Below are 24,404 nucleotides of genomic sequence, written 5' to 3' on the forward strand. Positions count from 1 at the left end.
GAAGGCACGGGCGCGCGACATGGACTGGGACAAACTCAAGGTCTTCCACGTCGCGGCGGAAGCTGGGTCCTTCACCCATGCCGGCGAGGTGCTGGGCCTGTCGCAATCGGCGGTGAGCCGCCAGGTCTCGGCGCTGGAGCAGGAACTCAACATCCCGCTGTTCCATCGCCATGCCCGCGGGCTGATCCTGACCGAGCAGGGCGATCTGCTCTACCGCACCGCCCATGAAGTGTTCATGAAGCTGGAGGCGGCCCGCGCGAAGCTCACCGACAGCCGCGAGAAGCCGAACGGCGAATTGCGCGTGACCACCACGATGGGCCTCGGCACCCATTGGCTGACGGCGCGCATCGGCGAGTTCCTCGAACTCTATCCCGACATCCGCATCACGCTGATCCTGACCGACGACGAGCTCGACCTTGCCATGCGCGAGGCCGACGTCGCCATCCGCCTGCGCCAGCCGGTGCAGCCGGACCTGATCCAGCGCAAGCTGTTCACCGTGCATTTCCACGCCTTCGCCTCGGCGGAATATCTCAAGCGCAACGGCCACCCGCGCACGCTGGACGAGCTGGAGAAGCACCGCATCATCCTGCTGGGCGGCCCGATCCCCTCCTATTTCCAGGCGCTGAACTGGCTGGAGCGGGCCGGCATCGAGGACGGCCAGGAAGGGCGCATTCCGGCGCTCTCGGTCAATAACGTGCTCGGCCTGAAGCGCGCGGTGGAGCGCGGGGTCGGCATCGGCATCGTGCCGGACTACCTGCTGGAGGATTCCGCGACGCTGGTGCAGCTCTTCGCCGAGCGGCCGACGCCGACGCTGGAAGCCTATTTCGTCTACCCCCAGGAAATGCGCTCGGTGGCGCGAATCCAGGTGTTCCGCGACTTCCTCGTCGCCAAGGCGCAGCGCTGGAATTTCTGACGGCTTCCGATATCGCCCGATTTTTGTGCACCCGCCGCGCCTGGCGCGCGGAAGAGGCAGGCCTCATTATGACCGAAAGTACAAAAACAGGCGCAAACTGCGCCGGGTTTGTTAGAAAAACGTCATAGATTACCGTTTTGCGACCGATAATTGCCGCTGCCCGCTAAACGCATGCCTGCCATGCGGGCATACTTCATTGCCAAATGCCTCATGAACAGTCATATCACGTCGTGACGCTGCAGCACTGAGTGCTTCAGCTGTTCCCCTCTGGAAGGTCGTCGCTCAGGCGACGAAACTCAGCCGGGCTCTTTTGAGCCCGGCTTTTTTCTTTCAGACGCCGAGAATGTTCTCGATCATGCGGCCGGCGACCTCGCGCTCGGCATAGACCACCAGATCGGCACCGCGGGCGCGCAGATGCTCCACGCCGTCCTCGCTATGGGCGCGGGCGGTGATGAACAGGTCGCGGCGCATGCGACGGGCAGCCTCGATGAAGGCCCCTCCCTGCAGCTCGTCCGGCACGGTGACCATCAGCATGCGCGCCCCGGCGATGCCGGCGCCCTGCAGCACCTCGACGGGCGTGCCGACGGCGACCACGCCGCGTCCTCCCTGGCGCCGCCAGCCCTCGATCTTCAGCCGGTCCTGGCCGACGACGACCAGCGGCACCTTGGCATCCATGAGCTGGCCGGCAATGGCCGATCCGACCCGCCCGAGGCCGATCAGGATGACCGGGCCGTCGCCATGCGGCTGGTGCGGGCCGTAGACCTCGTCGGCCAACGGCGATTCGGCCTGTTCGCCGCCGGCCTCGCTGCGGCGCAGCCAGAGCTCGGCGACCTTGAAGGCGAAGGGATTGAGGGCGATGGAGATCATCGCGCCGGCGACGATGAGGTCGCGCGCCTCCTTCGGCACCAGCCCCTCGTCGATGCCGAGGCCAACCAGGATGAAGGAGAACTCGCCGATCTGCGCCAGGCTCGCCGCCACCATCGCCGCCATGCCCCGCGACCGCCCGAGCTGCCGTACCAGCACCATCGCCGCCGCCGACTTGATGAACAGGATGACGGTCAGCACCGCCGCCACGTCGAGCGGCCGGCGCAGGAGGATGCTCGGGTCGAACAACATGCCGACCGAGACGAAGAACAGCACCGCGAACGCGTCGCGCAGCGGCAGCGAGCCTTCCGCCGCGCGGTGGCTGAGGTCGGATTCCCCCAGCACCAGCCCGGCGAAGAAGGCGCCGAGCGCGAAGGACACGCCGAACAGCAGCGCCGAGCCATAGGCGATGCCGAGCGCGGTGCCGAGCACCGACAGGGTGAACAATTCGCGCGAGCCGGTGCGCGCGACCCGCTCCAGCATCCAAGGGATGACCCGCCGCCCGACCACCAGCATCAGCGCCACGAACAGCGCCACGGCCCCGAGCGTGGTGCCGATGGAGGCGGACAGGCCGGCGAGATCCGTCCCCTCCCCCTGCGCGATGCCGGCCAGCGCCGGCAGCAGCACCAGCACCAGCACCATGGCGAGATCTTCCACCACCAGCCAGGCGACGGCGATGCGGCCGTTCTCGGTCTCCACCGCCCGCTGCTCCTCCAGCGCGCGCAGCAGCACCACCGTACTCGCCACCGACAGCGACAGCCCGAAGACGAAGCCGCCGGCGACGCTCCAGCCCCAGAGCACGGCAAGGCCGAGGCCGACGAGACTGGCGACGGCGATCTGCGCCACCGCGCCGGGCACGGCGACGCGCCAGACGCGGAGGAGGTCGCGCGGGGTGAAGTGCAGCCCGACGCCGAACATCAGCAGGATGATGCCGAGTTCGGCGAGCTGCGGGGCGAGCGAGGTGTCGGCGACGAAGCCGGGCGTGTAGGGGCCGACCGCGAGGCCGGCGACGAGGTAGCCGACAAGGGGCGACAGCCGCAGCCGCGTCGCCAGATAGCCGAAGATCGCCGCCAGAACGAAAGCCAGGCAGACGGTGGCGATCAGCGGCACCTGATGCGGCATTGCGCGGCGGCTCCCTTGCGCGTGACGGTGGAGGGGAGCCCGGCGGCGATGGCCGGAACGCGGTCGGCCGGGCGGTTGCGGACAGGCGCTCCGAAGCGGTCCGCCACGCAAGGTGGCCGCCCGCGGCGCCGGAGGCAAGCGCCGCGGGACGGGGAGCCGACGATTTCCGGCGGAAGCGCCGGCCGTGCCGGCTACATGAACAGCTTCTCGGTCTTCTCCATGCCGGCATAGAGGCCGGCGACCTGCTCGCCATATCCATTGTAGATGACGGTCGGGCGGCGCTCGCCGGTGCCGATGTCGCGCTCGGTGGCCTGGCTCCAGCGCGGATGCGACACGGCCGGGTTCACATTGGCCCAGAAGCCGTATTCGCGGCCCTGGACCTGCTCCCACAGCCCGACCGGGCGCTTGTCGACGAAGGAGATGCGCACGATCGACTTCACCGACTTGAAGCCGTATTTCCACGGCAGCGCGAGACGCAGCGGCGCGCCGAACTGATTGGGCGCCGGCTTGCCATAGACGCCGGTGACGAAGAAGGCGAGGTCGTTCATCCCCTCCTCCATGGTCACGCCCTCGATATAGGGCCAGGGATAGACGAAGCTGTTCTGGCCGATCGCCACCTTCGGGTTCACGAAGGTCTCCATGCGGATGAACTTGGCGCCGGAGAGCGGCTTGGCCCAGGAGATCAACTCGCGCACCGGAAAGCCGGTCCACGGCACCGCCATCGACCACGCCTCGACGCAGCGGTGGCGGTAGAGGCGCTCCTCCAGCGGCATGGCGCGGATGATGTCGTCGATGCCGACCTCGCGCTCCTTCTCGACCATGCCGTCGATCTTCACCACCCACGGACGGCGCGGCATGCGCTCGGCGATGTCGGCGACCTGGTAGTTGCGGCGGTCGGAGCCGAATTCATAGAAATTGTTGTAATTGCTGGAAATGTCTTCCGGCGTGACCGGCCGGTCGAGGGTGAAGGCCTCATTACGCCGGGCGGGATAGAGATCCCTGGTCGGGTCATTGGCCGGATCGCCGGGCGCCGTGGCGGCCGCGGCCGGCCCGCCGAGCCCGGCGGCGGCGAGGAGGCCGGCGCCGGCGCCGAGCAGATGCCGGCGCGACAGATAGACGGATTCCGGGGTGGCGGCACTCTCCGGCAGTTCCCACGAGCGGCGGCGGCGGATCAGCATGGTTGTCTCCCATCGGCTGCGATACCGAAGATACGTCCGCCGGCGCCCGATATTACAGCCCCGCCCTTCAACTCCTCGTGCGATGGCACGCAGGACCCGGGCACGCAGGACCCGGAAACGCAAACGGCCCGGCGTCGGGTGACGCCGGGCCGTCGCGCACGAGGCGGAAAGGATCAGTTGGAGCGGAGCACCAGGCTGCCGACGCCGACGGCGAGGTTGACGCCGGTCTGGCCTTCGACGCTGAAGGGCTGCAGCGCGATGGTGTTCTTGGAGCCGCCGAGCAGGGCGTTGCCGCCGATGCCGACGCCGAGCGCGACGCTGCCCGACACGCCGGCATATTTGCCGGCGAGGTCGCTGAAGGCGACCTGGGTGGTCGGCGCGAACACCGCCCAGACCAGCGAGTTGCGGCCGGTCACGCCGATGTCGAGGCCCCAGCGGCGGATGGTGCCCTCATAGGCGAAGCGCACGCCGCGGCGGGTGACGAACCAGCAGTCGAGGGTGCGCTTCGAGCCGATGACGAAGCTGACCGACTTGGAGCCGGTGCACTCGAGCGTGCCGACCTGCACGCGCTGGATCTCGGCCGAGGCCGGGGTGGCGAAGAGGCCGGCCATGCCGGCCGCGAGAGTGGCTGCGACGGCGCCGAGCATGACATATTTACGGATCATGATTGATCTCCTTGAGCAGAGCGCGGACGCGCCCCCCATGCGGGTCATTCGAGACGGCTGACCCCCGCCAGCCTGCCGCCTATTGATACCTCAGCGAAGCGAGCCGCAGAAGCGCTGGATACGCAGGCACGCCTCTTCCAGATCCTTGGTGGCGGTCGCGTAGGAAATGCGGAACGCCGGGCCGAGGCCGAAGGCCGAACCGTGCACCACCGCCACGCCCTCGGCGTCGAGCAGCTCGGTGGCGAACACCTCGTCATCGGTGATCACCTTGCCCGACGGCGCCGTCTTGCCGATGACGCCGGCGCAGGAGGGATAGACGTAGAAGGCGCCCTCCGGCTTCGGGCAGGTGAGCCCGTTGGCCTGGTTGAGCATCGAGACCACGAGGTCGCGGCGCTCCTTGAACACCTTGTTGTTGGCGGCGATGAAGTCCTGCGGCCCGTTCAGCGCCTCGACCGCCGCCCATTGGGCGATGGAATTGGGGTTCGAGGTCGACTGCGACTGCAGCGTGCCCATCGCCTTGATCAGTTCCTCCGGGCCGCCGGCATAGCCGATGCGCCAGCCGGTCATGCAATAGGCCTTGGAGACGCCGTTCATGGTCAGCGTGCGGTCGTAGAGCGAAGGCTCCACCTGCGCCGGGGTGACGAACTCGAAATCGTCATAGACGAGATGCTCGTACATGTCGTCGGTGAGGATCCACACATGCGGATGCTTCACCAGCACGTCGGTGATCGCCTTCATCTCGGCGCGCGAATAGGCGGCGCCCGAGGGATTCGAGGGGGAGTTGAAGATCAGCCACTTGGTCTTGGGGGTGATGGCCGCTTCCAGCGCCTCGGGGCGGAGCTTGAAATTGTCCTCGAGCGTCGTCTCCACCGGCACCGGGGTGCCGCCGGCGAAATTGACGATGTCGGGGTAGCTGACCCAGTACGGCGCCGGGATGATCACCTCGTCGCCGGCATCGACGGTGGCGAGCAGGGCGTTGAACAGCACCTGCTTGCCGCCGGTGCCCACCGTGATCTGGCTCGGCTTGTAGGTGAGCCCGTTCTCGCGCTTGAACTTGGCGACGATGGCGGCCTTCAGCTCCGGGATGCCGTCCACCGCGGTGTAGCGGGTCTGGCCGTCGCGGAGCGCCTTGATCGCGGCTTCCTTGATATTGTCCGGCGTCTCGAAATCCGGCTCGCCGGCGGCGAGCGCGATGATGTCGCGGCCTTCCGCTTTCAGCACCCGCGCCTTGTTCGAGATGGCGATGGTCGCCGAGGGCTTGATGCGCTTCATGGCGGCGGAAACGAGGCTCATGGCCGGACTCCGTTTGGGATGTTTTGCGCGCGACAACTAATCGAGCCCTTGCACGGCGGCAAGTGCTTACCCACCTCATCGCCCGTCGATCGATGCGATATGCTGCCGCGATCCGCCCTCGACCGCCGCCAAGCCGGGATTTTCGACGTGCTCAAGCTCCACGCGATGCAGAGTTCCGGCAATTGCTACAAGGTGCGGCTGCTGCTCGCCCGGCTCGGGCTTCCCTTCGAGCTCGTCGACGTCGACCTGCTGCGCGGCGAGAATCGCACGCCGGAATTCCTGATGAAGAACCCGGAAGGCCGCGTGCCGCTGTTGGAAATGCCCGGCGGACGCTTCCTGCCGGAATCGAACGCCATCCTGTTCTATCTCGCCGACGGAACGCCGCTGCTGCCCAATGACCGGCTCACCCGCGCCGAGGTGCTGCGCTGGATGTTCTTCGAACAGCATTCGCACGAGCCCGCCATCGCCGCCGCCCGCTTCTGGCTGAAGCTGGTGCGCGGCGGGCGCGACTTGCGCACCCACGACATCGACCGCTGGCTGGAGGAAGGCTATGCCGCCCTGGGGGTGATGGACCGGCATCTCCAGCGCCGGCCGTTCTTCGTCGATTCGGCGATGACCATCGCCGATCTCGCGCTCTACGCGCATACCCATGTGGCGGAGGAAGGCGAATTCGACCTCTCGCCGTTCCCGGCGGTGCGCGACTGGCTGGCGCGGGTCGCGGCGCAGCCCGGCCATGTGTCGATGGACTGGCGTCCGCAGGCCAGCAAGCCGCTAGTTTCTGCCACTGGTTAACGCCGGTTAACCTCCTGCCGCGAAATCGCCTCGAAATGGCGCGGCATCGCCCAAGTACCGTCGAAGGCGAGCCGCGTTCGGCACCGAAAGTCCCCACCATCGGAACGGAATGATCCGCCGCTGGACCGGAAGGGATGTCGCCATGCCGCATAACGATGTCGTCGCGAACGCCGACGTGAAGCACACCGCCGGGCGCCGCTTTCGCCGCGCGCTGCTGGAAGCCGGTGTCGTGCTCACCCTGACGCTCGCCATCGTTGCGGTACTGTGCCTGTTCGGCCTGCAGGCGGCCTCCGCCATGGAGATCGAGACGCTCGGCGCCGCCGACCCCAGCGGCCGTCTGACCATCGGCGCGATGCTGCTGGCCGCCTTCGTCGCCCTGTGCGGCCTGTCGGGCTACATGCTGCGCAATACGCTGCAGCCGGCCCGTCCGCGCAGCCACCGCCGGCAGGGCTGAGCCGACCTTCTCCCGCCGGTGACGCGGGTGTGACCGCGCCGCCGGCGGCTTGCGGTTGCCGGCCCTGCCCCGGCTGATCTAACGATGCGTCAGGCCGACTACCCGGAGAGCATCGTGATCCGTCCTTTTCGCTGCGCCGCCCTCTCCCTCGCCTTGCTGGCGGCCCCGGCGATCGCCTCGGCGCAGGCGCCCGTCACCTTGAAGACCTCGGCCGGTACGATGTCGCTGGAGACCGTCGCCGGCGGCTTCGAGAATCCGTGGAGCCTCGCCTTCCTGCCGGACGGACGGATGCTCGTGACCGAGCGGCCGGGCCGGCTGCGCATCGTCACCCGCAGCGGCACGATCTCCGCCCCGGTCGCCGGGGTGCCGCCAGTCTATGCCAACGGCCAGGGCGGGCTGCTCGACATCCTGCCGGCGCCGGATTTCGACATGAGCCGGCTCATCTATTTCTCCTATGCCGAGCCGCGCGAGGGCAGCTCCGGCACCAGCGTGGCGCGGGCCAGGCTGGTGGAGAGCGGCGGCGGCGCCCGGCTGGAAGGCGTCGAGGTGATCTTCCGCCAGCTCCCGGCCGTGGGCGGCAGCAGCCATTATGGCTCGCGCCTGGTGTTCGGGCGCGACGGCACGCTGTTCGTCACGCTCGGCGACCGCTATTCGCAGCGCGACCAGGCGCAGGTGCTGAGCAATCACCTCGGCAAGATCGTGCGGATCGCCACCGACGGCGCGGCGCCGGCGGACAATCCCTTTGCCAGGACCGCCAATGCGCGGCCGGAAATCTGGAGCTACGGCCATCGCAACGTGCAGGGCGCGGCGCTCGACCCGCAGACCGGGCGGCTCTGGACCATCGAGCACGGCGCGCGCGGCGGCGACGAACTGAACCACCCGGAAGCCGGCCGGAACTACGGCTGGCCGGTGATCACCTATGGCCGCGACTACACGTTCCTGCCGATCGGCGAAGGCACCGCCAAGGAAGGCATGGAGCAGCCGGTGAAATATTGGGACCCGTCCTTCGCGCCCTCCGGCCTCGCGTTCTATACCGGCGGCCTGATCCCGCGCTGGAAGGGCGACCTGTTCGCCGGCGGGCTCGCCGGCACCCGGCTGGTGCGGCTGCGGCTCGATCCCGAGCGCGGGCGCGTGGTCGACGAAGAGGTGATGCTGGTCGATCTCGGCGAGCGCATCCGCGACGTCCGCCAAGGGCCGGACGGGGCGCTGTGGCTGCTCACCGACGATCCGGGCGAGGGCCGGCTGCTGCGTCTCGCGCCCGGCGACTGACAGGCGCGCCCTCGCCTACCATTTCTGGAAGATGAACCACGCGCCGAGCGCGATGAAGGCGAAGCCGATGGCGTGGTTCCAGCCGAGCGGCTCCTTCAGCCAGAACACCGAGAAGCCGGCGAAGACGACGAGCGTGATCACTTCCTGCATCGTCTTCAGCTCGGCCGTCGCATAGACCTGCGAGCCGATGCGGTTGGCCGGCACCGCCAGGCAATACTCGAAGAAGGCGATGCCCCAGCTCACCAGGATGGCGATCAGAATGGGCGACGACTTGTGCTTGAGATGGCCGTACCAGGCGAAGGTCATGAAGACGTTCGACAGGGTGAGCATGACGAAGGGCAGCAGCGCGGGCGGAATGAACGACGTGAGCACGGGCATGAGCGGATCTCTGGGCGGGATTGCCGGCGGGACTAGCTGGAAGGTGGGCGACAGATAGCGCCCTCGCCGCCCCCGTCAATGCGCCGGCGCCCGCCGCCTCACATCTCGACCCATTGCCGCAGCAGGTTGTGATAGACATTGGTCAGCGACAGCACGGCCGGGGAATCGATCGGCACCGCGTCGCGGGTCTGCACGATGGCGACGTCGAGATCGTAGAGCAGCGCCCGGCGGCCGTCGTCCTTGATCATCGACTGGGTCCAGAAGAAGCTCGACCAGCGGCTGCCGCGGGTGATCTCGCGCACCGCATGCAGGCTGCTCGCGGGATAGACCACCATGTGGCCGGCCGGCAGCTTCACCTCATGGCCGCCGAACGTATCCTCGATGACCAGTTCGCCCCCGTCATAATCCTCCGGGTCGGTGAGGAACAGCGTGCTCGATACGTCCGCCCGCATCCGCGTGCCGGTGCCGGGAATGGCGCGGATGGCGCTGTCGACATGGGCGCCGAAATTCATGCCGACATCGTAGCGATTGAACATCGGCGGCAGGACCCGCAGCGGCATGGCGGCGGAGTTGAACACCGGGTTGCGGCCGAGCGCCCGCAGGACGAGGTCGCCGAGGTCGCGGGCCTCCCGGGAGTCCTCGGGGATCTGCAGGTTCTTCTTGGCCTTGGCCGCCTGCACGCCGGCCGTGGCGCGGCCGTCGATCCATTGCGAGCTCTCCAGCACCTTGCGGCAATGGGCGACCTCGTCGCGGGTCAGGATGTCGGGGATGGTCACGAGCATGGAAGGCCTCGAACGGAAGCGGCCCCGCGTCGCGGGGCCGGCATGGAACGGGCGACCCGTCCAGGGTCGCCCGCCGCACAGGGAATGAAGCGGACCGGGTCCGCCCGGCTCAGAAGGTGGCGCCGAGCGTGAGCACCACGCTGCGACCGGCACCGACGACGGCACGATTATTCGTGGCCGCCACATAGTTGATCTCGTCCGTCAGGTTGTAGCCGTTGACGGCGACGCGATAGTTGCCCTGCTTGTAGGAGACGAGCGCGTCGAGCGAGAAAGTCTCCGGCACCCAGTAGGTGTTGGCGGTGTTGGTGTAGTAGCCGTCCGCATAGGTGATGCCGCCTCCGACCAGCAACTCGCCGGGGATCTGGGTGAGCCAGTGCTTGGCCACGTCATAGGTGGTCCACAGCGAAGCCGAGTTCCGCGGCACGTAGTTGACCTCGTTGCCGACGGTGGACGCCGTGGCGGAAGCGGTGATCTCGCTGTCGAGATAGGTGTAGGCGGCCTGCATGACCCAGGCATCGGTGATGTTGCCGGTCATGCCGAGCTCGACGCCCTGCACCCGCTGCTCGTCGCCGGTGACGATGGAATCGCCGGTGATCGGGTCGGTGTAGTAGGAGTTGCTCTTGTCGGTGCTGAACAGCGCGCCGGTAAGGCCGAGCTTGCCGTCGAGCAGCGAGATCTTGGCGCCGATCTCGTAGGTCTCGTTGTCCTCGGGCTGCAGGTCGGGCTGGTTGGCGAGCGGGTTCGGGGTAGCCGCCACATTGGCGCCCGGCGGGCTGAAGGACTTCGACCAGGAGACGTAATAGGTCTGGGTCTTGGTCGGCTCCCAGATCAGCGAGATGTCCGGGCTGAAGAAGCTGGTATGCGAATCGTAGCTGGTCCAGTCCCCACCGCCATTCGCCGAATTCCGGTAGTTGATGTTGTAGTTGTCGAACCGGCCGCCTGCCTTCAGCGACAGCTGCTCGGTGAACCAGAAGCGATCCGCGGCGAATATCGCGGAGTCCGTGGCCTCGGAATAGCGCAGCGACGTGCCGGGATCATAGACGTAGAAGCCGGCCTGGTTGTCGTAGAGCGGATCGGCCATCGTCCCGGCGACCTTGGACGCCGAATTGCTCAGATAGCTGCGCTGGTCGTTCTGGAAGTAGAAGTCGGTGCCGGCCACGAACTGGTTGCGGAAGCCGCCGATCGTCACGTCGGCGATGATGGTGGTGAGGTTCTGCGCGCCGTAGGTGTCCTGCACGAAGCCGGCCGGACCGCCGAACGTGTAGGGCACGTTGAAATTGCCGCCGATGACGGGAACGCCGCAGGTCGCGGCCGCGCAACTGGTGACGGTCTGCGCGAAGTAGCGGTTATAGCCGGCCACGCGGGTGTCGTTGGTGACGGTCAGCCAGTCGTTCACTTCCTTGCGGTACTTGGCGGTGAACATGGTGACGTCGTAATTGTCCTCGTCCGTCTCCTTGCCGAAGAAGTTCGAGCGCGACACGCCATATTCGGTCGCCGGCAATGCGACGCCACCGTCGCTGCGCTGGGCGAAGGGGGTGCCCATGTCCGGCTTGCTGTTGCCGTTCTGGTAGAACAGGTTGAGGTGCAGCGTCTCGTCGGTGCCGAGGCCGAAGCCGACCGAGCCGAGGAAGCCGAAGCGGTCATTGTACATATAGTCGCGATCGACGATGTCCTGGTCGGTGTACATGCCGACGATGCGTACCGCCGTGGTGTCGCTCAGCTGCTTGTTGACGTCGCCGACCACCCGGTAGAACGGCCCGTTGCCGAGCTGGCCCTCGAAATCATACTTGTCGCCCAGATGCGCCTCCTTCTGGGTGATGTTGATGGCGCCACCGGTGGTGCCCATGCCGAAATCCTCGGACGAGGAGCCCTTGAAGACCTCGACGGATTCGAAGGCGAAGCTGTCGCGCACATAGGTGCCGAAGTCGCGCAGGCCGTCGACATACATGTCGCCATTGGCCTGGAAGCCGCGGATGCGGAACTGGTCGCCATTCATGCCGCCATTGCCCTCGCCGGCCGAGGCGGTGACGCCCGGAACGTTGCGCAGCGCCTGCTGGAGCGTGGTGACGCCCTGCTGCTCCATCGTCTCCTGCGAGATGACGGTGATGGTCTGCGGGGTGTCCTGGATGGTTCCGGGCATGCGCGACAGGCCGGTGGTGGCCTCCAGCGCATTGGCGGGAGCGGTCTCTCCCTCGACGGTGACGGTGGGAAGCTCCTCCTCCGTCGCCGCCGGTGCAGTAGCCGCCTGCTGGGCCAGTGCATCCACCAGCGGAACCGCCGACATCGTCATCGCCAGACCCGTGGTCAAGGCGGCTCCCGACATCGAGGGCCTGAGCGTCTTCATCATGGTCATTCGTCCGAACCCCTTCTGAGCACGTCTACGAATGCCGGATAGAATAAGAGTCCAACTCAATTCAAACGCTATGTTTTTTAGATATTCAAAAGTATATCGACTCACAAGACGAATATATAGCTTGTTTTTAATTATTAAAAATTGAATCGTTTTATAAATCCTTGCCATTGCATGTTTCTCTGCCCTATTTCCGTCCCAGTCTGACCATGATCGACGCTGTGTTACCCTAACGACACATTGTGCTCATTAGCGAGATTGTGACCTTGAATGCCCGATGAATGGATCTCCCTCGCCGCCTTGAAGCGGATGGGAGCGGACGACCTGTCGGCCCGCGTCGCCGAGGGACCGGAGACGGCGGCGCGCTGGATTCAGGCCGGCGCGCTCAACGGGTTGACCAATGCCCAGATCGCCTGGGGCCGGATGCTGCTGGCGGGAACCGGCACCGCCCGCGACGAAGCGGCGGCGCTGCGCTGGTTCTCGATCGCCGCCGATGCCGGCAGCGCCGAAGCCGCCAATATGGCGGGACGCTGCCACGAGCGCGGCTGGGGCACGCGGGCCGACCCGGCGCGGGCGGCGCTTCTGTACCGCCGCGCCGCCGAGGCGGGCGACGCCTGGGCGCAGTTCAACCTCGCCGGGCTGCTGCTCGCCGGCGCCGGCCTGCCGGCGGACCGCCCGCAGGCGCTCGTCTGGTATGTGCGCGCGGCACGCGGCGGCAATGCCAAGGCGGCGACGATGATCGGGCGCTATCTCGAGAACGGCTGGGAGCGGCCGGCCCGCCCGCAAGCGGCGCAACGCTGGTTCCGGCGCGGGGCCGAAGGCGGCGACTATCGCGGGCAGTTCGACTACGGCCGGCTGCTGCTCAAGACCGGCGACACCGAGACGGGGCTCGACTGGATGCGCCGTGGCATCGAGGCCGGGGTGCCGGAGTTCTGCCGGCAAGCCGGCTACGGGCTGCGCCACAGCGCCGATCCGGCCATCGGCAAGCTCGCCCTGCTGGCGCTACGGCGGGCCTGCGAAACCGGATCGGCGCAGGACCTGCGCGCCTATGCCACCGCCCTCGCCGAGGGCGTGGGAGGTACAGCGCAGCCGGAAGCGGCGAAAGCCGCCTTCGCCCAGGCGCGTGCACGCGAAGTCCCGACGAGGTCGACGGAAGAAATGACGGGTCGGCATTGCATGGATCGACTCTCTACACTTGCCGCCACAGGGAACCGCATCATGCGACGAGCCATCCGGCTGTTCCTCGGATCGCGAGCTCTCTGAGCAAGATCACAATGGTCGATGTTTACTTCCAATCCCAATAATCGAATGAATAAATATTCAATATTGTACAATTTGTGGCATGCATTATTACAGATAAAAACTAAATTTTACATGCCGACAGAACTTCTTCCCAGTAAGCTAGTTGCATAAGAGGCTTCATACACCGGCAAGCCGTCGGCATGGGGCCGCAACCAAAGGGAGCGAAACCATGAGGCCCATGTATCAAGCAAGACGGGCGCGCTATCTCGTCGGCACCGGACTGGTCGCCGCCTGCCTCGCCCTTTCCACCCTGTCCGCCGGCGCCCGCATAGCCGGCGGTTCATCGGATGATGGCGGACGTCTCGGCGGCGTCGTCGGCAGCGCGACCGACGCCGTGGGCGGCACGGTGAGCGGTGTCGGCGATGCGGTGGACTCGGTGGGCGATCGCCTGGGTGGCGGGGTCGGCGGCGCGGTGAGCGGTGTCGGCAATACCGTCAGCGGCGTCGGCAGCGCGGTGAGCGGGATCGGCGAGCGCGCCACCACGGCGAGCAGCAGCACCGGCACCTCGTCCAGCTCCAGCACCGCCTCCACCACCGGCGGCACGAGCGGCGCCGGCAACACGGGCGGCACCGACGCCAGCAGCACGGCCAGCGCCAGCGACGCCGGCTCGGCGCGTTCCGGTGGCCGCGGCACCAATGCCGGCGTCAATGTGTTCGGCTTCCAGCTGAACCTGCTCAAGCACCGCAAGCTGGTGAGCACCGAGCGCCGTCCCACCGGCAATGTGGCGACAGTCGATGCGCAGGTGCTGGGCCGGCGCGGCGTCACCGCCGATGCCACGGTCGGCCTCGATCGGCGGCGCGGGCTCGACGTCGACGCGCGCGTCGGTGCCCTCGGCCCGCGCGGCGTGAAGGCGACCGCGAACGCCAATGTCGGCGGCAACCGGCAGCTTGCCGATGTCGACGCGAGGGTGACGGTGGGCGGCCCGCGCGGCCTGCGTGCCAATGGCGCGGTCGACGTGCTCGGCCCGAGCGTCGCGGCGGTCAGCCTCGATATCGGGCTCGGCAGCGGGCGCGGCACCCTTCCGGGCGGCGGCACCCCCGGCGGAGGCGGCACGACGCCCGGCGGCGGCTCCACCAGCGGCAGTAGTGGCGGCACCGTCATCACCGGGTCGTCCGGCAGCGGCGGATCCACCGGCAGCGGTTCCGGCGCCACCGGAACCCCGCCGAGCGGCGGATCGTCGATCACCGACAACCGGCTGGGCAATGGCAGCAGCGACATGGCGGCCAAGAAGACCCGCTGCATCGGCGTGCTGTCCGATCCGCGCTCCTATGATTCCGGCATCGTCGCGCTGTGCCGCGACCTCGCCGGCGGCTGAGACCGTCCTTTCCCGCCGTCCGGCTCCACCGGGCGGCGGCCCCTTTGCCGGCAATGCGCCTCGCTGGCGCGATCTCGGCACGGCAAGTCCCGGCGTTGACAAATCTCAGCGGCGGCTTTCCGCCCAGGCGCGGAATTCGCGCAGCAGATTGGCGAAATCCCACAGCGCCGCCGCCAGCAGCAGCCCCGCCACCAAGGCCAGCGCCGCCGCCCAGCCTTCCGACCAGTCGACCGGACCGCGGGCGAAATCATAGGCGGTATAGGCGCCGAACAGCGTCACCACCGCCGCGATGCTCAGATAGGCGATGCGATCGAGGCGGCTGATCGCCAGCGCCACCAGCGCGGCGACCACGATGCCGACGCATGTCGCCCCCAGCAGCCCCAGCGGAAACAGCGCCGCCGCCCAGCGTCCGGCAACGAAGGACAGGAAGGCGAGCGCGGCCAGCACCAGCAGGCCGGCGCGCAGCCGCAGGACGGATACCTTGCCGATCTCAGCCATTGCCCGCCGCCCCGCGCCTTGCCATTGTGGCAGCCTAACGGCTCTTGCCCGTCCGCGTCGAGCGCGCCGCACCGGCGCACGCGACACGACGCCGTTGCAGGCTCGTGCCACGCCGCGGCGGAACTTCTTCGGGCACGCGACCGTTGGCGCTTTGCCCGACCCCGATACTCCCGAATCTTCGAATGCCGAGCCAGATATTGCCGAGCCCGATATTGCCCTGTCAGAATCTCCCCGCCGCCGAATTCCCGCCTCGCCGGCCCAGGATGGCACGATGAAGCATGTTCTCGTCCTGCTGAACGCGAAGGCGGGCACCCTGCAGAGCCGCGACGGCGATGCGGTGTGCGTCGAGGTCAACGAGCGACTGGCGCGCAACGGGCGCAAGGTCGAGGTGCATCTGCTCACCGGCGACGCTCTGGTGCGCGCCATCCGCGCCAGCGGCCGCGGCCCGCACGACACGGTGATCGTCGGCGGCGGCGACGGCAGCGTCAGCCTGGCGGTGCGGTCGCTGGAGAATTCCGGCAAGGTGCTCGGCATCCTGCCGCTCGGCACCCTGAACCTGCTCGCCCGCGACATCGGCATGCCGACCGATCTCGCCCAGGCGCTGGACGTGCTGGACGACGCCCGGCCGGTGCGCATCGACATGGCGACGCTGAACGGGCGGCGCTTCCACACCATTTCCGGCTTCGGCTTCTTCAGCCAGATGGCGCGGGCGCGCGAGACGGCGCGGCGCTGGCCCCTCGGCCGCTTCTTCGCGGTGGCGATCGCCGCCTTCCACGCCATCCGCCGCACCGGCCGCATCCATGTCGACGTCACCGTCGACGGAAGCAGCCTGCATTTCGATGCCTTCGCGGCACTGGTCACCGTCAACCGCTTCAGCGGGCCGGGCTGGCGGCGGGCGAAGCTCGATGAGGGCGTGCTGGAAGTGCACATCGCCGAGGAGCGCGGGGCGCTGGCCAAGCTGAAGGCCGGCGCCGACATGGTGACCGACAGTTGGCGCGGCAATCCCGGCATCGTCAGCCTGAGCGGACGCGAGATCGTCATCGGCCGGCGCGGACGCAACCGCACCTGGGTGTCGACCGATGGCGAGCTCGCCCGCGAGCGCCTGCCGCTGCATTACCGGATGGTGCCGCAGGCGCTGGAGGTGCTGGCTCCCGCAGGCACCGACCGGCAAGCCACCGATCGGCAAGGTACGAATCGGCAACCCGCCGATCGGCAAGCGGGCGATCGGGAAACCGCCGATCAGCGCGGCTCGATCTCGTAGGTGACGGTGACGCCGGCCGCGACCTCGGTCTCGCCGGCCTCCACCGGCACCGAATCGGCCTTCATCAGCATCGGCGCCGCCATCGCGCGGGGCATCGGGCGCATGCCGCCCTCGCCCGTCACCGTGAGCACCCGCACCAGCCGCACGCCGCTCGCCTGCGCGATCAGCTCGGCCTGGTGGCGTGCGTCCTGCACCGCGGCGATGCGGGCCTGGTCCTCGAGCTTCGACGGATCGGCGATGTCGAAGGCGATGCCGCCGATCTGGTTGGCACCGGAGGTCACCATTTTGTCGAGCAGGTCGCCGAGCCGGGCGAGATCGCGCAGCCGCACCGAGACGGTGTTGCGCACCTGATAGCCGGACAGGCGCGGCGCCTCGGTCGAATCCTTTTTCGGCGGGGCATATTGCGGCTGCACCGAGAAGCCGGAGGTGGCGATGTCGCGCGCCTCGATGCCGGCCTCCTTGAGGGCGGCGATCATGTCGGCGACCGCCTTGCTATTGGCGTCGAGCGCCTCGCGCGCGGTCTTGGCGTCGCTGACGACGCCGGTGGAGAAGCGGGCCATGTCGGGGGTGCCGGTGGCGCGTCCCTCGCCGGTGACGGTGAGCGTCGGGCGGCGCAGGACATTCGAGGCGTCCTGGGCCGCAAGGGGCGACAGGCTGCCGATCAGGCTGGCGGCGACGAGAGCGGCATAGGCGAATTTCATGATGCGCATTCCCCGGGGAGGATGGTTCGGCGCCGACGCAGCGGCACGTCGCGCAAAGCACCGCCCAATGGCGGCGGCAATACGGCGGTGGACGGGCTTTGCGAGCCGGCGGGGGAGTGTTGGCGTCGCGGCGGGTATTTGCTAGCGTGCGCCGCTCGCGCCGGAATGGCCCGCCACGCCGCGCAACGGGCCTGTAGCTCAATGGTTAGAGCCGGCCGCTCATAACGGTCTGGTTGCAGGTTCGAGTCCTGCCGGGCCCACCATTTTACCGTCGCAGGCGTCCACTGAGATGCACACAAGGACGGTAAGCCACTGATAAATCACGACCCGTTTCGTTACTGGCATCCGCCATCGTCCGCAGGAGTGTGTTGGCATCCAGAAAATCTGTTGGTACATATGAGGGCATCAAATCCAACGGCCCCGCAGATACCAACAACATGCCGCTGACTGATACCGCCGTGCGGACTTCCAAGGGCAAAGAGAAGCCCTACAAGCTGTCAGATGGCGGTGGGCTTTACGTCCTCGTCAATCAGGACGGCTCCCGATATTGGCGCCTCGCCTACCGCTTTGCCGGGAAGCAGAAGACATTGGCACTCGGCACCTATCCCTCGGTCACTCTCGCTGGTGCGAGAAACCGGCGAGATGAAGCGAAGCGTGTCCTGGCATCGGGAACCGACCCGAGCGAGAAGCGACGCGCCGACAAGCAGGCAGTGGCTATTGCGGCAAAACGCTCCCTGGAGCCGATAGCCCGCGAGTGGTTCGAGACCAAACTGCCGGGCTGGGTTCCGTCGTACTCCGATCGACTGATGAGCCGTCTCGAAGCAGATATCTTTCCGAAGCTGGGGCATCGGCCAATCTCGGAGATCGAGCCTCCCGAGGTGCTGGAAGCCATTCGCGCGGTCGAGAAGCGCGGAGCCATAGAGCTCGCAAAGCGGGAAATGCAAGTCGTCGGGCAGATCTTTCGATATGCCATCGCGACCGGCAGAGCCAAGCGGGATCCAACCCAAGACCTCCGAGGCGCTCTAAAATCGCCGGGTCGGCAGAAGCACCATCGCGCGCTTCCGCGTGAAGAGCTTCCGCAATTTCTGGGAAGCCTTGCCGCGTATGATGGCGAACCGACGACACGTCTCGCCCTTCAATTGATGGTTTTGACGTTCGTTCGAACGACTGAGCTCCGTGCGGCGACCTGGGCGGAATTCGAGGGTTTGGATGGAGCCGAGCCGCTTTGGCGCATCCCGCCGGCCCGAATGAAAATGCGCTTCGAACACCTCGTGCCGCTCACACCCCAAGCCGTCAAGGCTCTGTCAGAGCTTCACCAGTTGGCGGGTCGCAATCGCCATGTTTTCCCTTCTCCCGGCAAGGAGGGCTTCATGTCCAGTAACACCATGATCTTCGCGATGTACCGGATGGGTTATCACGGTCGGGCCACGGTCCACGGGTTCCGGGGCGTCGCATCCACATGGCTGAATGAATCGGGCTACCCCCCGGACTGGATCGAGCGACAGCTGGCTCACGATGAGCGCAACGAGGTGCGCGGTGCCTACAATTCTGCCCAGTATCTCGCCGGCAGGCGGGAGATGATGGAGGCATGGGCCAACCACCTTGACGCCATTCGAGGTTCCGTCGGCGTCGAGGGCACAAAAGGTGCGTCCTGAACGGCAGGCCGCATTTGCGGCACTTACGCCTGGCAAGGCGCCGGCGCCTTGGATGTGGCCTGAGCTACTTGCTGACCCGTCACTGGGGGCACCTTGGCCGTATACCTCGGACCAGATCGACGCGATCGGCGAGCATTTCCCCAAAGACGGGCGAACCGCAAGGCAGCGGCAGATTGTTCATCTCGCGCGGCAGTATCTTGCAAAACAATACGCGCGGCGTCGATTGCCACGAAAGCCGAACCCAGCTGCTGAGATCGACGCGGTTCGTACAGGCATCAAGAGCCTTCTGACGGCGCTCGAGGAGCTATCGCTGGAAGCGTTCGACCTTCTGCGTCCCACCGCCTCCGCACCACTCGCCGCCGATGCATCGACGCCCGCGCTCTATCGGTCTCTTGTCGCATTTCGTTATGCCAGCCCGGCTTTCGTTAAGGTTCGGACTGCGTCCGATTCAGGCCAGTCATCGTGCGGCCCAGCGACAGAGCCAACGCGCCGCGGGCGACCGCAAAACCTGCTTCGTGATGGCTTTCTGCGCGTTCTCCGATCGCTGTTCGAAGATGCGCACGCAGCAGCGCGACGCAAGAGGGGCTTCCCGGCGCTCCAGCAGATTACTATGGAGCCACTTCGGCTTCCGCCCGTTAGCCCGAAAGCCTTGGAAAAGGCTCGCAGTAGCGACAAACGCCGAAAAAAATCGACCGAAAAAGGCTGATTTGTTTCGGGCGAAATCCAGCGCCCGGCCATGCAGTGTCCTCGTCAGCAACCGAGCAAGTCCGCTCGTGTCCGCTTCCGGAGGACAGAAATGCCGACGACTCACACCGGAGAACATCCTGTCGCCTTCGACGTCATGGGTGCGGCCCGCATCCTGAGCGTCGGCCGTTCGACCGTGTTCGAAGAAATCCGAGCTGGCCGATTGGAAGCTCGAAAGATCGGTCGCCGCACCCTAATCACCCGTGCAGCAATCGAGGCATGGCTTGCCGCCCTCCCCGTTCGCAATCCGACCGCGGCCTGAGGGTGGCCAGCATGAACGCCCCCTCTCCCGCCTTTCCCGTCGAGATCACCGAGCCCCGCCTCGTCGTCGAGATCGACGATACGATCATCCATTTTTTCGACGCCCCTGGCGGCGAGGATTGGCCGCATCTGGCCCTCGCAGACGTCATCGCGCTCATCCGGTAGGGCGCAGCGCGATCTCCGAATTCCGAGCTCCCATCGGCACCGGCGATCGCTTCCCCGATCACCGCCTCGCGCTCGGTCCTGCCGGGCCGGTGCCGATGGAGACCATGATGACCGACCCGACCGACAAGCACCCCGCCCCACACGTCGCAGCCGATGCCATCGACGGTTGGGACCAGATCGTCGCCGCGCTGCCGGGCTTCGGCCTGCGCGCTGCCGCCGCCGCCCTGCTCGACGGCAAGGTCGAGGGCATCGACCCCGTCACTGCTGCCCAGGCGGCCGACATCGCGGTGGCGCTGGCTGACGTGACCCACCCCCTGGCAGGCCTTCTTTCAGTCGGCCCCGACGCGGGGTGTGGGGGGGCAAAAATCGAGCCGGCGCGTCCGGGTGGGCCTCTCGCCCTCTACATTTCCGAGATTATCCCAGGGTGTCCTGATACTCCCTTCGCGATGCTCTCCCGCGAAGAGGTCCGCGCCACCATGGAGCGGATCGACGCCATTTGCGCGCCTGGTCAGCGTACCCTTCCGCCGCCTCCGCTGCCGGATGATCGGCTGGCGGCTCTGCTGGAGAACGCCGAGCTCCTCCGTGCGATCCGCGAACTGGAGGCGACCGCGCCGGCGGCCAGCATTGCGCCGTTGCGAACGCTGTGGAGCATCCTCGACTTCCTGTCGCATGGAACGCCGGTCGACGGCGTGAAGGCGGTCATCCGCCACGCCCTGCATTGCCATATCGCCGACCTCGGAGCCGGCGCGCTGGCGGACCTCGCGCCGGAAGGGAGCGCCTGACCATGGGCATTTCTGCGGTATTCGCTGCAGTTGGCACGGCGCTGTCGGCGGGCGGCCAGCTCATGGCGGCGTCTGAAGCCTCGCGCGCCGCCAAGGCCGAACAGCAGCAGTACGAGCGCGAAGAGCAGGCCCAGCGTACCGCTGCCGCACAAGAGACCGCCCGCCGGCGCGAGGAACTGACCGCGGCGCTCGGAACCATTCAAGCCACGCGCGCCGGGCGCGGCGTGGGCATGTCCTCCCCGACCGGTCTGGCGATCCTGACCAGCGTAGCCGAAGACGGCACGCGCGACGCGCAGCAGGCGGAGCTGAACCATTTGCTTAAGGCCGATTCCGCGCGGATGTCGGCGGACGCTTCGGGGCGCAAGGCGAAATACAGCCTGCTCGCCGGCTACATGGGCGCGGGCGCGACGCTGGCGGACCGCGCCTACAGTTACGCAAAATACAGGGGCGTGTGATGGCTGGCACGGGTCTTCCCATTCCCCAGAACGGCGTGCTCGCCCAAGGCCCCGGCGTCGTGGACGGCGACAATTTTTCGTCGGCGTCGGCTTGGCTGCAGATGGCGCGCGCGGGGGACAAGCTCGCCGGCATCGGCTTCGACTCGATGGAGCGAGACCATCTCGCCCGTCGTGCCGGTGCGCTTGCCGATGAAGATAGCGCCACGCGAGCGAAGGCGCTGGAACTTGAGACGCAGTTTCGGGATAACCCGGCCGGCTTTCAAGCGGCGTGGAGGGGCTATAGCGACGGCACGCTCGGGAATGCCGATCCCAAGCTTGTCCCCTTCGTGAAGAAAAATATCAGCGAGACGGGCGACGCCGCCCTGCGCCGGATCACCGAACGTCGTATTTCGCTCGACCGTGCGGCGGATGCCGAGAAGGTTGGGGTGCTGTTCGATAGCGCGGCTTCGGACCTCTCGGCGGTGGCGATGCGCGGCGGCCTCGGTGGTCCGGACGGCGAAGCGCTTCGGCTGAAAATGCAGGGCGCGCTCGATACCGCGGTCGCTGCCGGTCTGATGACCAAGGAAAAGGCCGATCTGCGGTTTCAGTCGGCGATCGGCGACGCGCGGGCGGAAGGCGTGCTGTTCGCGGCACAAAGGGCATATGAGGCGCGCAGGGCGGAGGGGGGTGATGCCTATGCTGCTGCGCTGAAGGTCGTCGACGACGGGATAATCAACGATCCGTCCATGCCATTGAGCGCGGACGAGCGGAGGGCGTTTGCGGGCAAACTGCGCAGCGAACTTGGCGCAATGGAAGCCGAACGCCGACAGGATCTTGCAATCGCTCGGCAGGCCTCGCGGGACGCGATGACGGCGATGCAGGGCGGCGTCAAGGTCAGTCCCGACGTCGTCGATTCGCTCAGCGATCAGTTGCGTGGGGCGGGAGATCAAGCCGGCGCTGCTCGGCTGCAAGCCGCCGCGCTGCGTGCCGATCGGACTCGCGATTACGGCCGCCTTTCCCTCAGCGGCCAAATCGACGGCCTGCGCCGTGAGACGCTGGGCGTGGTACCGCCGACGCGCGCGGACGAAGCGCAGTCGAAGGGCTTCCTGCGCACGCGGTTGGCGGCGGGCCAGTCGCCGGAGGCGGTGTACGGCATGTCGCCCAATCTATCGACGCGGGTGGCGAGCCTGATCGCGGCGGCGCCGCCCGGCATTCAGGAGAAGCTGGGCATCTATTCGGGCTATCGGACGACCGAGCGTCAGCAGCAGCTGTGGGAGGCTGAGGTTGCCAAGCGCGGCTCTGAGGCGGAGGCGCGGAAGTGGGTCGCGCCGCCGGGCCGGTCCAACCACAATCACGGGGACGCGGCGGACCTGTCCTATGACGGCCAGAGCCTGAGCAAGGCGCCGAAGGAAGTGGTGGACTGGCTGCACGCCAATGCCGGCGCCTATGGACTGAAATTCCCGCTCGGCAATGAGAATTGGCACATCGAGGTCGCCGAGACACGCGGCGGCGGGGCTGGCGGCAATGTCGTCGACAAGATCGTCGGCGCGGAATCGTCGGGCGATCCGAACGCCAAGAACCCGCTTTCCTCAGCCTCCGGTCTAGGCGGATTCATCGATTCGACATGGCTTGCCACCGTACAGGCGAACCGCCCGGATCTCGCGCAAGGCAGGACGCCCGAGCAGGTGCTCGAGATGCGGAGCGATCCCGCCCTCGCACGCGAAATGACCGGCCACCTGATCCGGCAGAATACCGAGTTCCTGACCAATCAAGGCGTGCCGATCCGCGACGGCACGGTCTATCTCGCTCATGTGTTCGGCGGGCGGGGCGGATCGCAGATCTACAAGGCCGATCCGTCCACCCCGGTCGATAGCATCCTCTCGCCCGAGGTCATTGCGGCGAACCCGCATATTCGCGGGATGACCGCCGGGCAGGTCGTGGCCTGGGCCGACAAGAAAATGGGTGACGCCGGCGGAGCCGGAGCGCCCGACCTGCGGCTCGCCAAGGACATGACGACCGAACTCGGCAAGACCGTCGAGCGCCAATGGACCAAAGTCCGCGCCGACCTCGACGCGGGCAGCCTCGACGACCTGGCGGAGGTAAATCGTCCCCTCGCCAACTTCCTGCAGCGCCACCAGATCAGCGCCGCCGAGTGGGATAGGATTCGCGCCGGCAAGCCGCTGACCGTGGAAGGTGCCACCTTCCTCGACACCGACGCCATCGGCGACCGTGCCCTTGCCGAGAAGCTCCTCGGCGCCATCGTCGAGGAACGCGCCTTCGCGGTGCTGGAGCCCGATGCGCGCATCCGCGCCGTCATGACCGGCGGAACGACGGCCGGCACTTTTTGGGGTGAAATGGTCCGCTCGGCGACGCTGTTCAAAAGCTTCAGCGTGACGATGATCAGCACGCACATGATGCGAATCGCGACGCAGGGCCCGATCGAATCGCGGCTCTGGAGTGGGGCGGCGTTCGTTGGCTTCAGCCTGCTGGCCGGCGCGGCGGGGATGCAGGCCAAGAGCCTGCTCGCCGGCAAGGAGCCGGAGCCCATGGGCAACGCGTCTTTCTGGGCGCGAGCGGGTCTCCAGTCCGGTTCGCTGGGGGTATATGGCGACCTGATCAACGCCAGTTCATCCCGCACCGGGCGCAGCTTCATCTCGGATATGGCCGGCCCAGCCATCGGAGCGGCAGAGGATGTGGCCCGCCTGACGTCGCAGCAGGCACGCCGGCTGATGGAAGGCGCGGACACCACCTTCGGCGCCGAGGCGGTGCGCACGCTGTCCCGATACGACCCGACCACCTGGTACACGCGGATTGCCGTGGATCGCGTTGTTTGGGATCAGTTGCAAAGCCTTGTTGATCCGGACTACCGAGCGTCCTTCCGTCGGCGCGAACAGGCGGCACAGCGCGACTTCGGGCAATCGTTCTGGTGGGCGCCGGGCGACGTGCTGCCGGGCGGTACCCGATGACGCGGCTCAACTGGAACCGCGGCCGCCACAGCGGCGGCTGGTCGATCGAGCGCTCGCCGTTCCGCCCGTTCACGCCGAGCGAGTTGCTGCGCGGCCGAACGCAGCACGCGCCGAAGAGGCCGACCACACTGCCGGGCGCTGCGCCGATGACCTTGGAGCACCTCATTCCGCACGGCATCAACCGGCTTTCCGTGTGGTGCCCGGCTTGCCGTCGGCCGGAGCATCGGGACGTCGCCGCGTTGTCCGCGGAGGTGCTGGGA

24 protein-coding genes and 1 tRNA gene are annotated in these 24,404 nt (G+C 67.2%); 16 read left to right on the forward strand and 9 right to left on the reverse strand.

The annotated features are described in order from the left end of the window. The first annotated feature begins 19 nt into the window (after window positions 1-19). Entirely contained in the window at window positions 20-913 is an 894-nt protein-coding gene (locus AC1RU4_RS18250) for a LysR family transcriptional regulator (RefSeq protein WP_492892567.1), read from the forward strand. Between the two features lie 330 nt (window positions 914-1,243). Here AC1RU4_RS18250 and AC1RU4_RS18255 read toward each other — a convergent pair whose 3' ends face one another. From AC1RU4_RS18255 to AC1RU4_RS18270, 4 genes are all read right to left on the reverse strand, one after another. Further along, window positions 1,244-2,899 carry a cation:proton antiporter domain-containing protein gene (locus AC1RU4_RS18255; RefSeq protein ID WP_492892534.1) on the reverse strand — a complete coding sequence of 552 codons (1,656 nt, stop codon included), beginning with the start codon at window positions 2,897-2,899 and terminating at the stop codon, window positions 1,244-1,246. Window positions 2,900-3,090: 191 nt separating this feature from the next. Then, window positions 3,091-4,077: a protein-methionine-sulfoxide reductase catalytic subunit MsrP gene (msrP, locus tag AC1RU4_RS18260; RefSeq protein ID WP_492892535.1), complete on the reverse strand. Its 987-nt coding sequence runs from the start codon at window positions 4,075-4,077 to the stop codon at window positions 3,091-3,093. A 173-nt stretch (window positions 4,078-4,250) separates the two neighbouring features. Next, complete coding sequence (locus AC1RU4_RS18265; RefSeq protein ID WP_492892536.1) at window positions 4,251-4,742, reverse strand: DUF992 domain-containing protein; 492 nt, start codon at window positions 4,740-4,742, stop codon at window positions 4,251-4,253. Window positions 4,743-4,832: 90 nt separating this feature from the next. Then, window positions 4,833-6,035: a pyridoxal phosphate-dependent aminotransferase gene (locus tag AC1RU4_RS18270; protein ID WP_492892537.1), complete on the reverse strand. Its 1,203-nt coding sequence runs from the start codon at window positions 6,033-6,035 to the stop codon at window positions 4,833-4,835. A gap of 147 nt (window positions 6,036-6,182) precedes the next feature. On the opposite strand from AC1RU4_RS18270, the gene AC1RU4_RS18275 reads away from it, so the two are divergent. The 3 genes from AC1RU4_RS18275 (at window position 6,183) to AC1RU4_RS18285 (ending at window position 8,550) form a co-directional block, all read left to right on the forward strand. Then, entirely contained in the window at window positions 6,183-6,827 is a 645-nt protein-coding gene (locus AC1RU4_RS18275) for a glutathione S-transferase family protein (RefSeq protein WP_492892538.1), read from the forward strand. Window positions 6,828-6,969: 142 nt separating this feature from the next. Next, the gene (locus AC1RU4_RS18280) at window positions 6,970-7,281 is read left to right on the forward strand and encodes a hypothetical protein (protein ID WP_492892539.1); all 312 of its coding nucleotides are present in this window, start codon (window positions 6,970-6,972) and stop codon (window positions 7,279-7,281) included. A gap of 114 nt (window positions 7,282-7,395) precedes the next feature. Then, the gene (locus AC1RU4_RS18285) at window positions 7,396-8,550 is read left to right on the forward strand and encodes a PQQ-dependent sugar dehydrogenase (RefSeq protein ID WP_492892540.1); all 1,155 of its coding nucleotides are present in this window, start codon (window positions 7,396-7,398) and stop codon (window positions 8,548-8,550) included. A gap of 15 nt (window positions 8,551-8,565) precedes the next feature. On the opposite strand, the gene AC1RU4_RS18290 is transcribed toward AC1RU4_RS18285, so the two are convergent. The 3 genes from AC1RU4_RS18290 to AC1RU4_RS18300 form a co-directional block, all read right to left on the reverse strand. After that, window positions 8,566-8,928 (reverse strand): DMT family protein, encoded by a 363-nt coding sequence (locus tag AC1RU4_RS18290; protein WP_492892541.1) that lies wholly within the window; start codon window positions 8,926-8,928, stop codon window positions 8,566-8,568. A 98-nt stretch (window positions 8,929-9,026) separates the two neighbouring features. Then, window positions 9,027-9,710 carry a Fe2+-dependent dioxygenase gene (locus AC1RU4_RS18295; RefSeq protein WP_492892542.1) on the reverse strand — a complete coding sequence of 228 codons (684 nt, stop codon included), beginning with the start codon at window positions 9,708-9,710 and terminating at the stop codon, window positions 9,027-9,029. Window positions 9,711-9,819: 109 nt separating this feature from the next. After that, on the reverse strand, window positions 9,820-12,057 hold the full coding sequence (locus tag AC1RU4_RS18300) for a TonB-dependent receptor (RefSeq protein WP_492892543.1): 2,238 nt from the start codon (window positions 12,055-12,057) through the stop codon (window positions 9,820-9,822). A gap of 273 nt (window positions 12,058-12,330) precedes the next feature. Here AC1RU4_RS18300 and AC1RU4_RS18305 point away from each other — a divergent pair, with 273 nt between their 5' ends. Further along, a complete protein-coding gene (locus AC1RU4_RS18305; RefSeq protein WP_492892544.1) occupies window positions 12,331-13,323 on the forward strand; it encodes a tetratricopeptide repeat protein in 993 nt (330 codons plus the stop codon). A gap of 208 nt (window positions 13,324-13,531) precedes the next feature. After that, the gene (locus tag AC1RU4_RS18310) at window positions 13,532-14,677 is read left to right on the forward strand and encodes a hypothetical protein (protein ID WP_492892545.1); all 1,146 of its coding nucleotides are present in this window, start codon (window positions 13,532-13,534) and stop codon (window positions 14,675-14,677) included. Window positions 14,678-14,782: 105 nt separating this feature from the next. Here AC1RU4_RS18310 and AC1RU4_RS18315 read toward each other — a convergent pair whose 3' ends face one another. Then, window positions 14,783-15,175, reverse strand: coding sequence for a hypothetical protein (locus AC1RU4_RS18315; RefSeq protein WP_492892546.1), 393 nt, complete (start codon window positions 15,173-15,175; stop codon window positions 14,783-14,785). 271 nt (window positions 15,176-15,446) lie between these two features. Here AC1RU4_RS18315 and AC1RU4_RS18320 point away from each other — a divergent pair, with 271 nt between their 5' ends. After that, on the forward strand, window positions 15,447-16,436 hold the full coding sequence (locus AC1RU4_RS18320) for a diacylglycerol/lipid kinase family protein (protein ID WP_492892547.1): 990 nt from the start codon (window positions 15,447-15,449) through the stop codon (window positions 16,434-16,436). Here AC1RU4_RS18320 and AC1RU4_RS18325 read toward each other — a convergent pair. After that, complete coding sequence (locus tag AC1RU4_RS18325) at window positions 16,415-17,137, reverse strand: SIMPL domain-containing protein (protein ID WP_492892548.1); 723 nt, start codon at window positions 17,135-17,137, stop codon at window positions 16,415-16,417. The genes AC1RU4_RS18320 and AC1RU4_RS18325 overlap by 22 nt on opposite strands. Window positions 17,138-17,324: 187 nt before the next feature. Between AC1RU4_RS18325 and AC1RU4_RS18330 the strand changes: the two genes are divergently transcribed. From AC1RU4_RS18330 to AC1RU4_RS18370, 9 genes are all read left to right on the forward strand, one after another. Continuing rightward, window positions 17,325-17,400, forward strand: a tRNA-Ile gene (locus AC1RU4_RS18330). Window positions 17,401-17,505: 105 nt separating this feature from the next. Continuing rightward, window positions 17,506-18,792: a tyrosine-type recombinase/integrase gene (locus AC1RU4_RS18335; protein WP_492892549.1), complete on the forward strand. Its 1,287-nt coding sequence runs from the start codon at window positions 17,506-17,508 to the stop codon at window positions 18,790-18,792. Between the two features lie 52 nt (window positions 18,793-18,844). Beyond that, a complete protein-coding gene (locus AC1RU4_RS18340) occupies window positions 18,845-19,498 on the forward strand; it encodes a hypothetical protein (protein ID WP_492892550.1) in 654 nt (217 codons plus the stop codon). Between the two features lie 90 nt (window positions 19,499-19,588). Next, the gene (locus tag AC1RU4_RS18345) at window positions 19,589-19,798 is read left to right on the forward strand and encodes a helix-turn-helix domain-containing protein (RefSeq protein WP_492892551.1); all 210 of its coding nucleotides are present in this window, start codon (window positions 19,589-19,591) and stop codon (window positions 19,796-19,798) included. Window positions 19,799-19,809: 11 nt separating this feature from the next. Then, window positions 19,810-19,962: a hypothetical protein gene (locus tag AC1RU4_RS18350; protein WP_492892552.1), complete on the forward strand. Its 153-nt coding sequence runs from the start codon at window positions 19,810-19,812 to the stop codon at window positions 19,960-19,962. A 107-nt stretch (window positions 19,963-20,069) separates the two neighbouring features. Further along, window positions 20,070-20,744, forward strand: a complete 675-nt coding sequence (locus AC1RU4_RS18355; protein ID WP_492892553.1) for a hypothetical protein — start codon at window positions 20,070-20,072, stop codon at window positions 20,742-20,744. Between the two features lie 2 nt (window positions 20,745-20,746). Further along, window positions 20,747-21,199 (forward strand): hypothetical protein, encoded by a 453-nt coding sequence (locus tag AC1RU4_RS18360; protein WP_492892554.1) that lies wholly within the window; start codon window positions 20,747-20,749, stop codon window positions 21,197-21,199. Further along, window positions 21,199-24,144: a M15 family metallopeptidase gene (locus tag AC1RU4_RS18365; RefSeq protein ID WP_492892555.1), complete on the forward strand. Its 2,946-nt coding sequence runs from the start codon at window positions 21,199-21,201 to the stop codon at window positions 24,142-24,144. Before AC1RU4_RS18360 ends, AC1RU4_RS18365 begins: the two co-directional genes overlap by 1 nt. Next, window positions 24,141-24,404: hypothetical protein (locus tag AC1RU4_RS18370; RefSeq protein WP_492892556.1), on the forward strand; the 264-nt coding region annotated here is incomplete at its 3' end. The genes AC1RU4_RS18365 and AC1RU4_RS18370, both read left to right, overlap by 4 nt.

The sequence above is a fragment of the Ancylobacter sp. GW821-FHT10E12 genome (genome assembly GCF_058809335.1).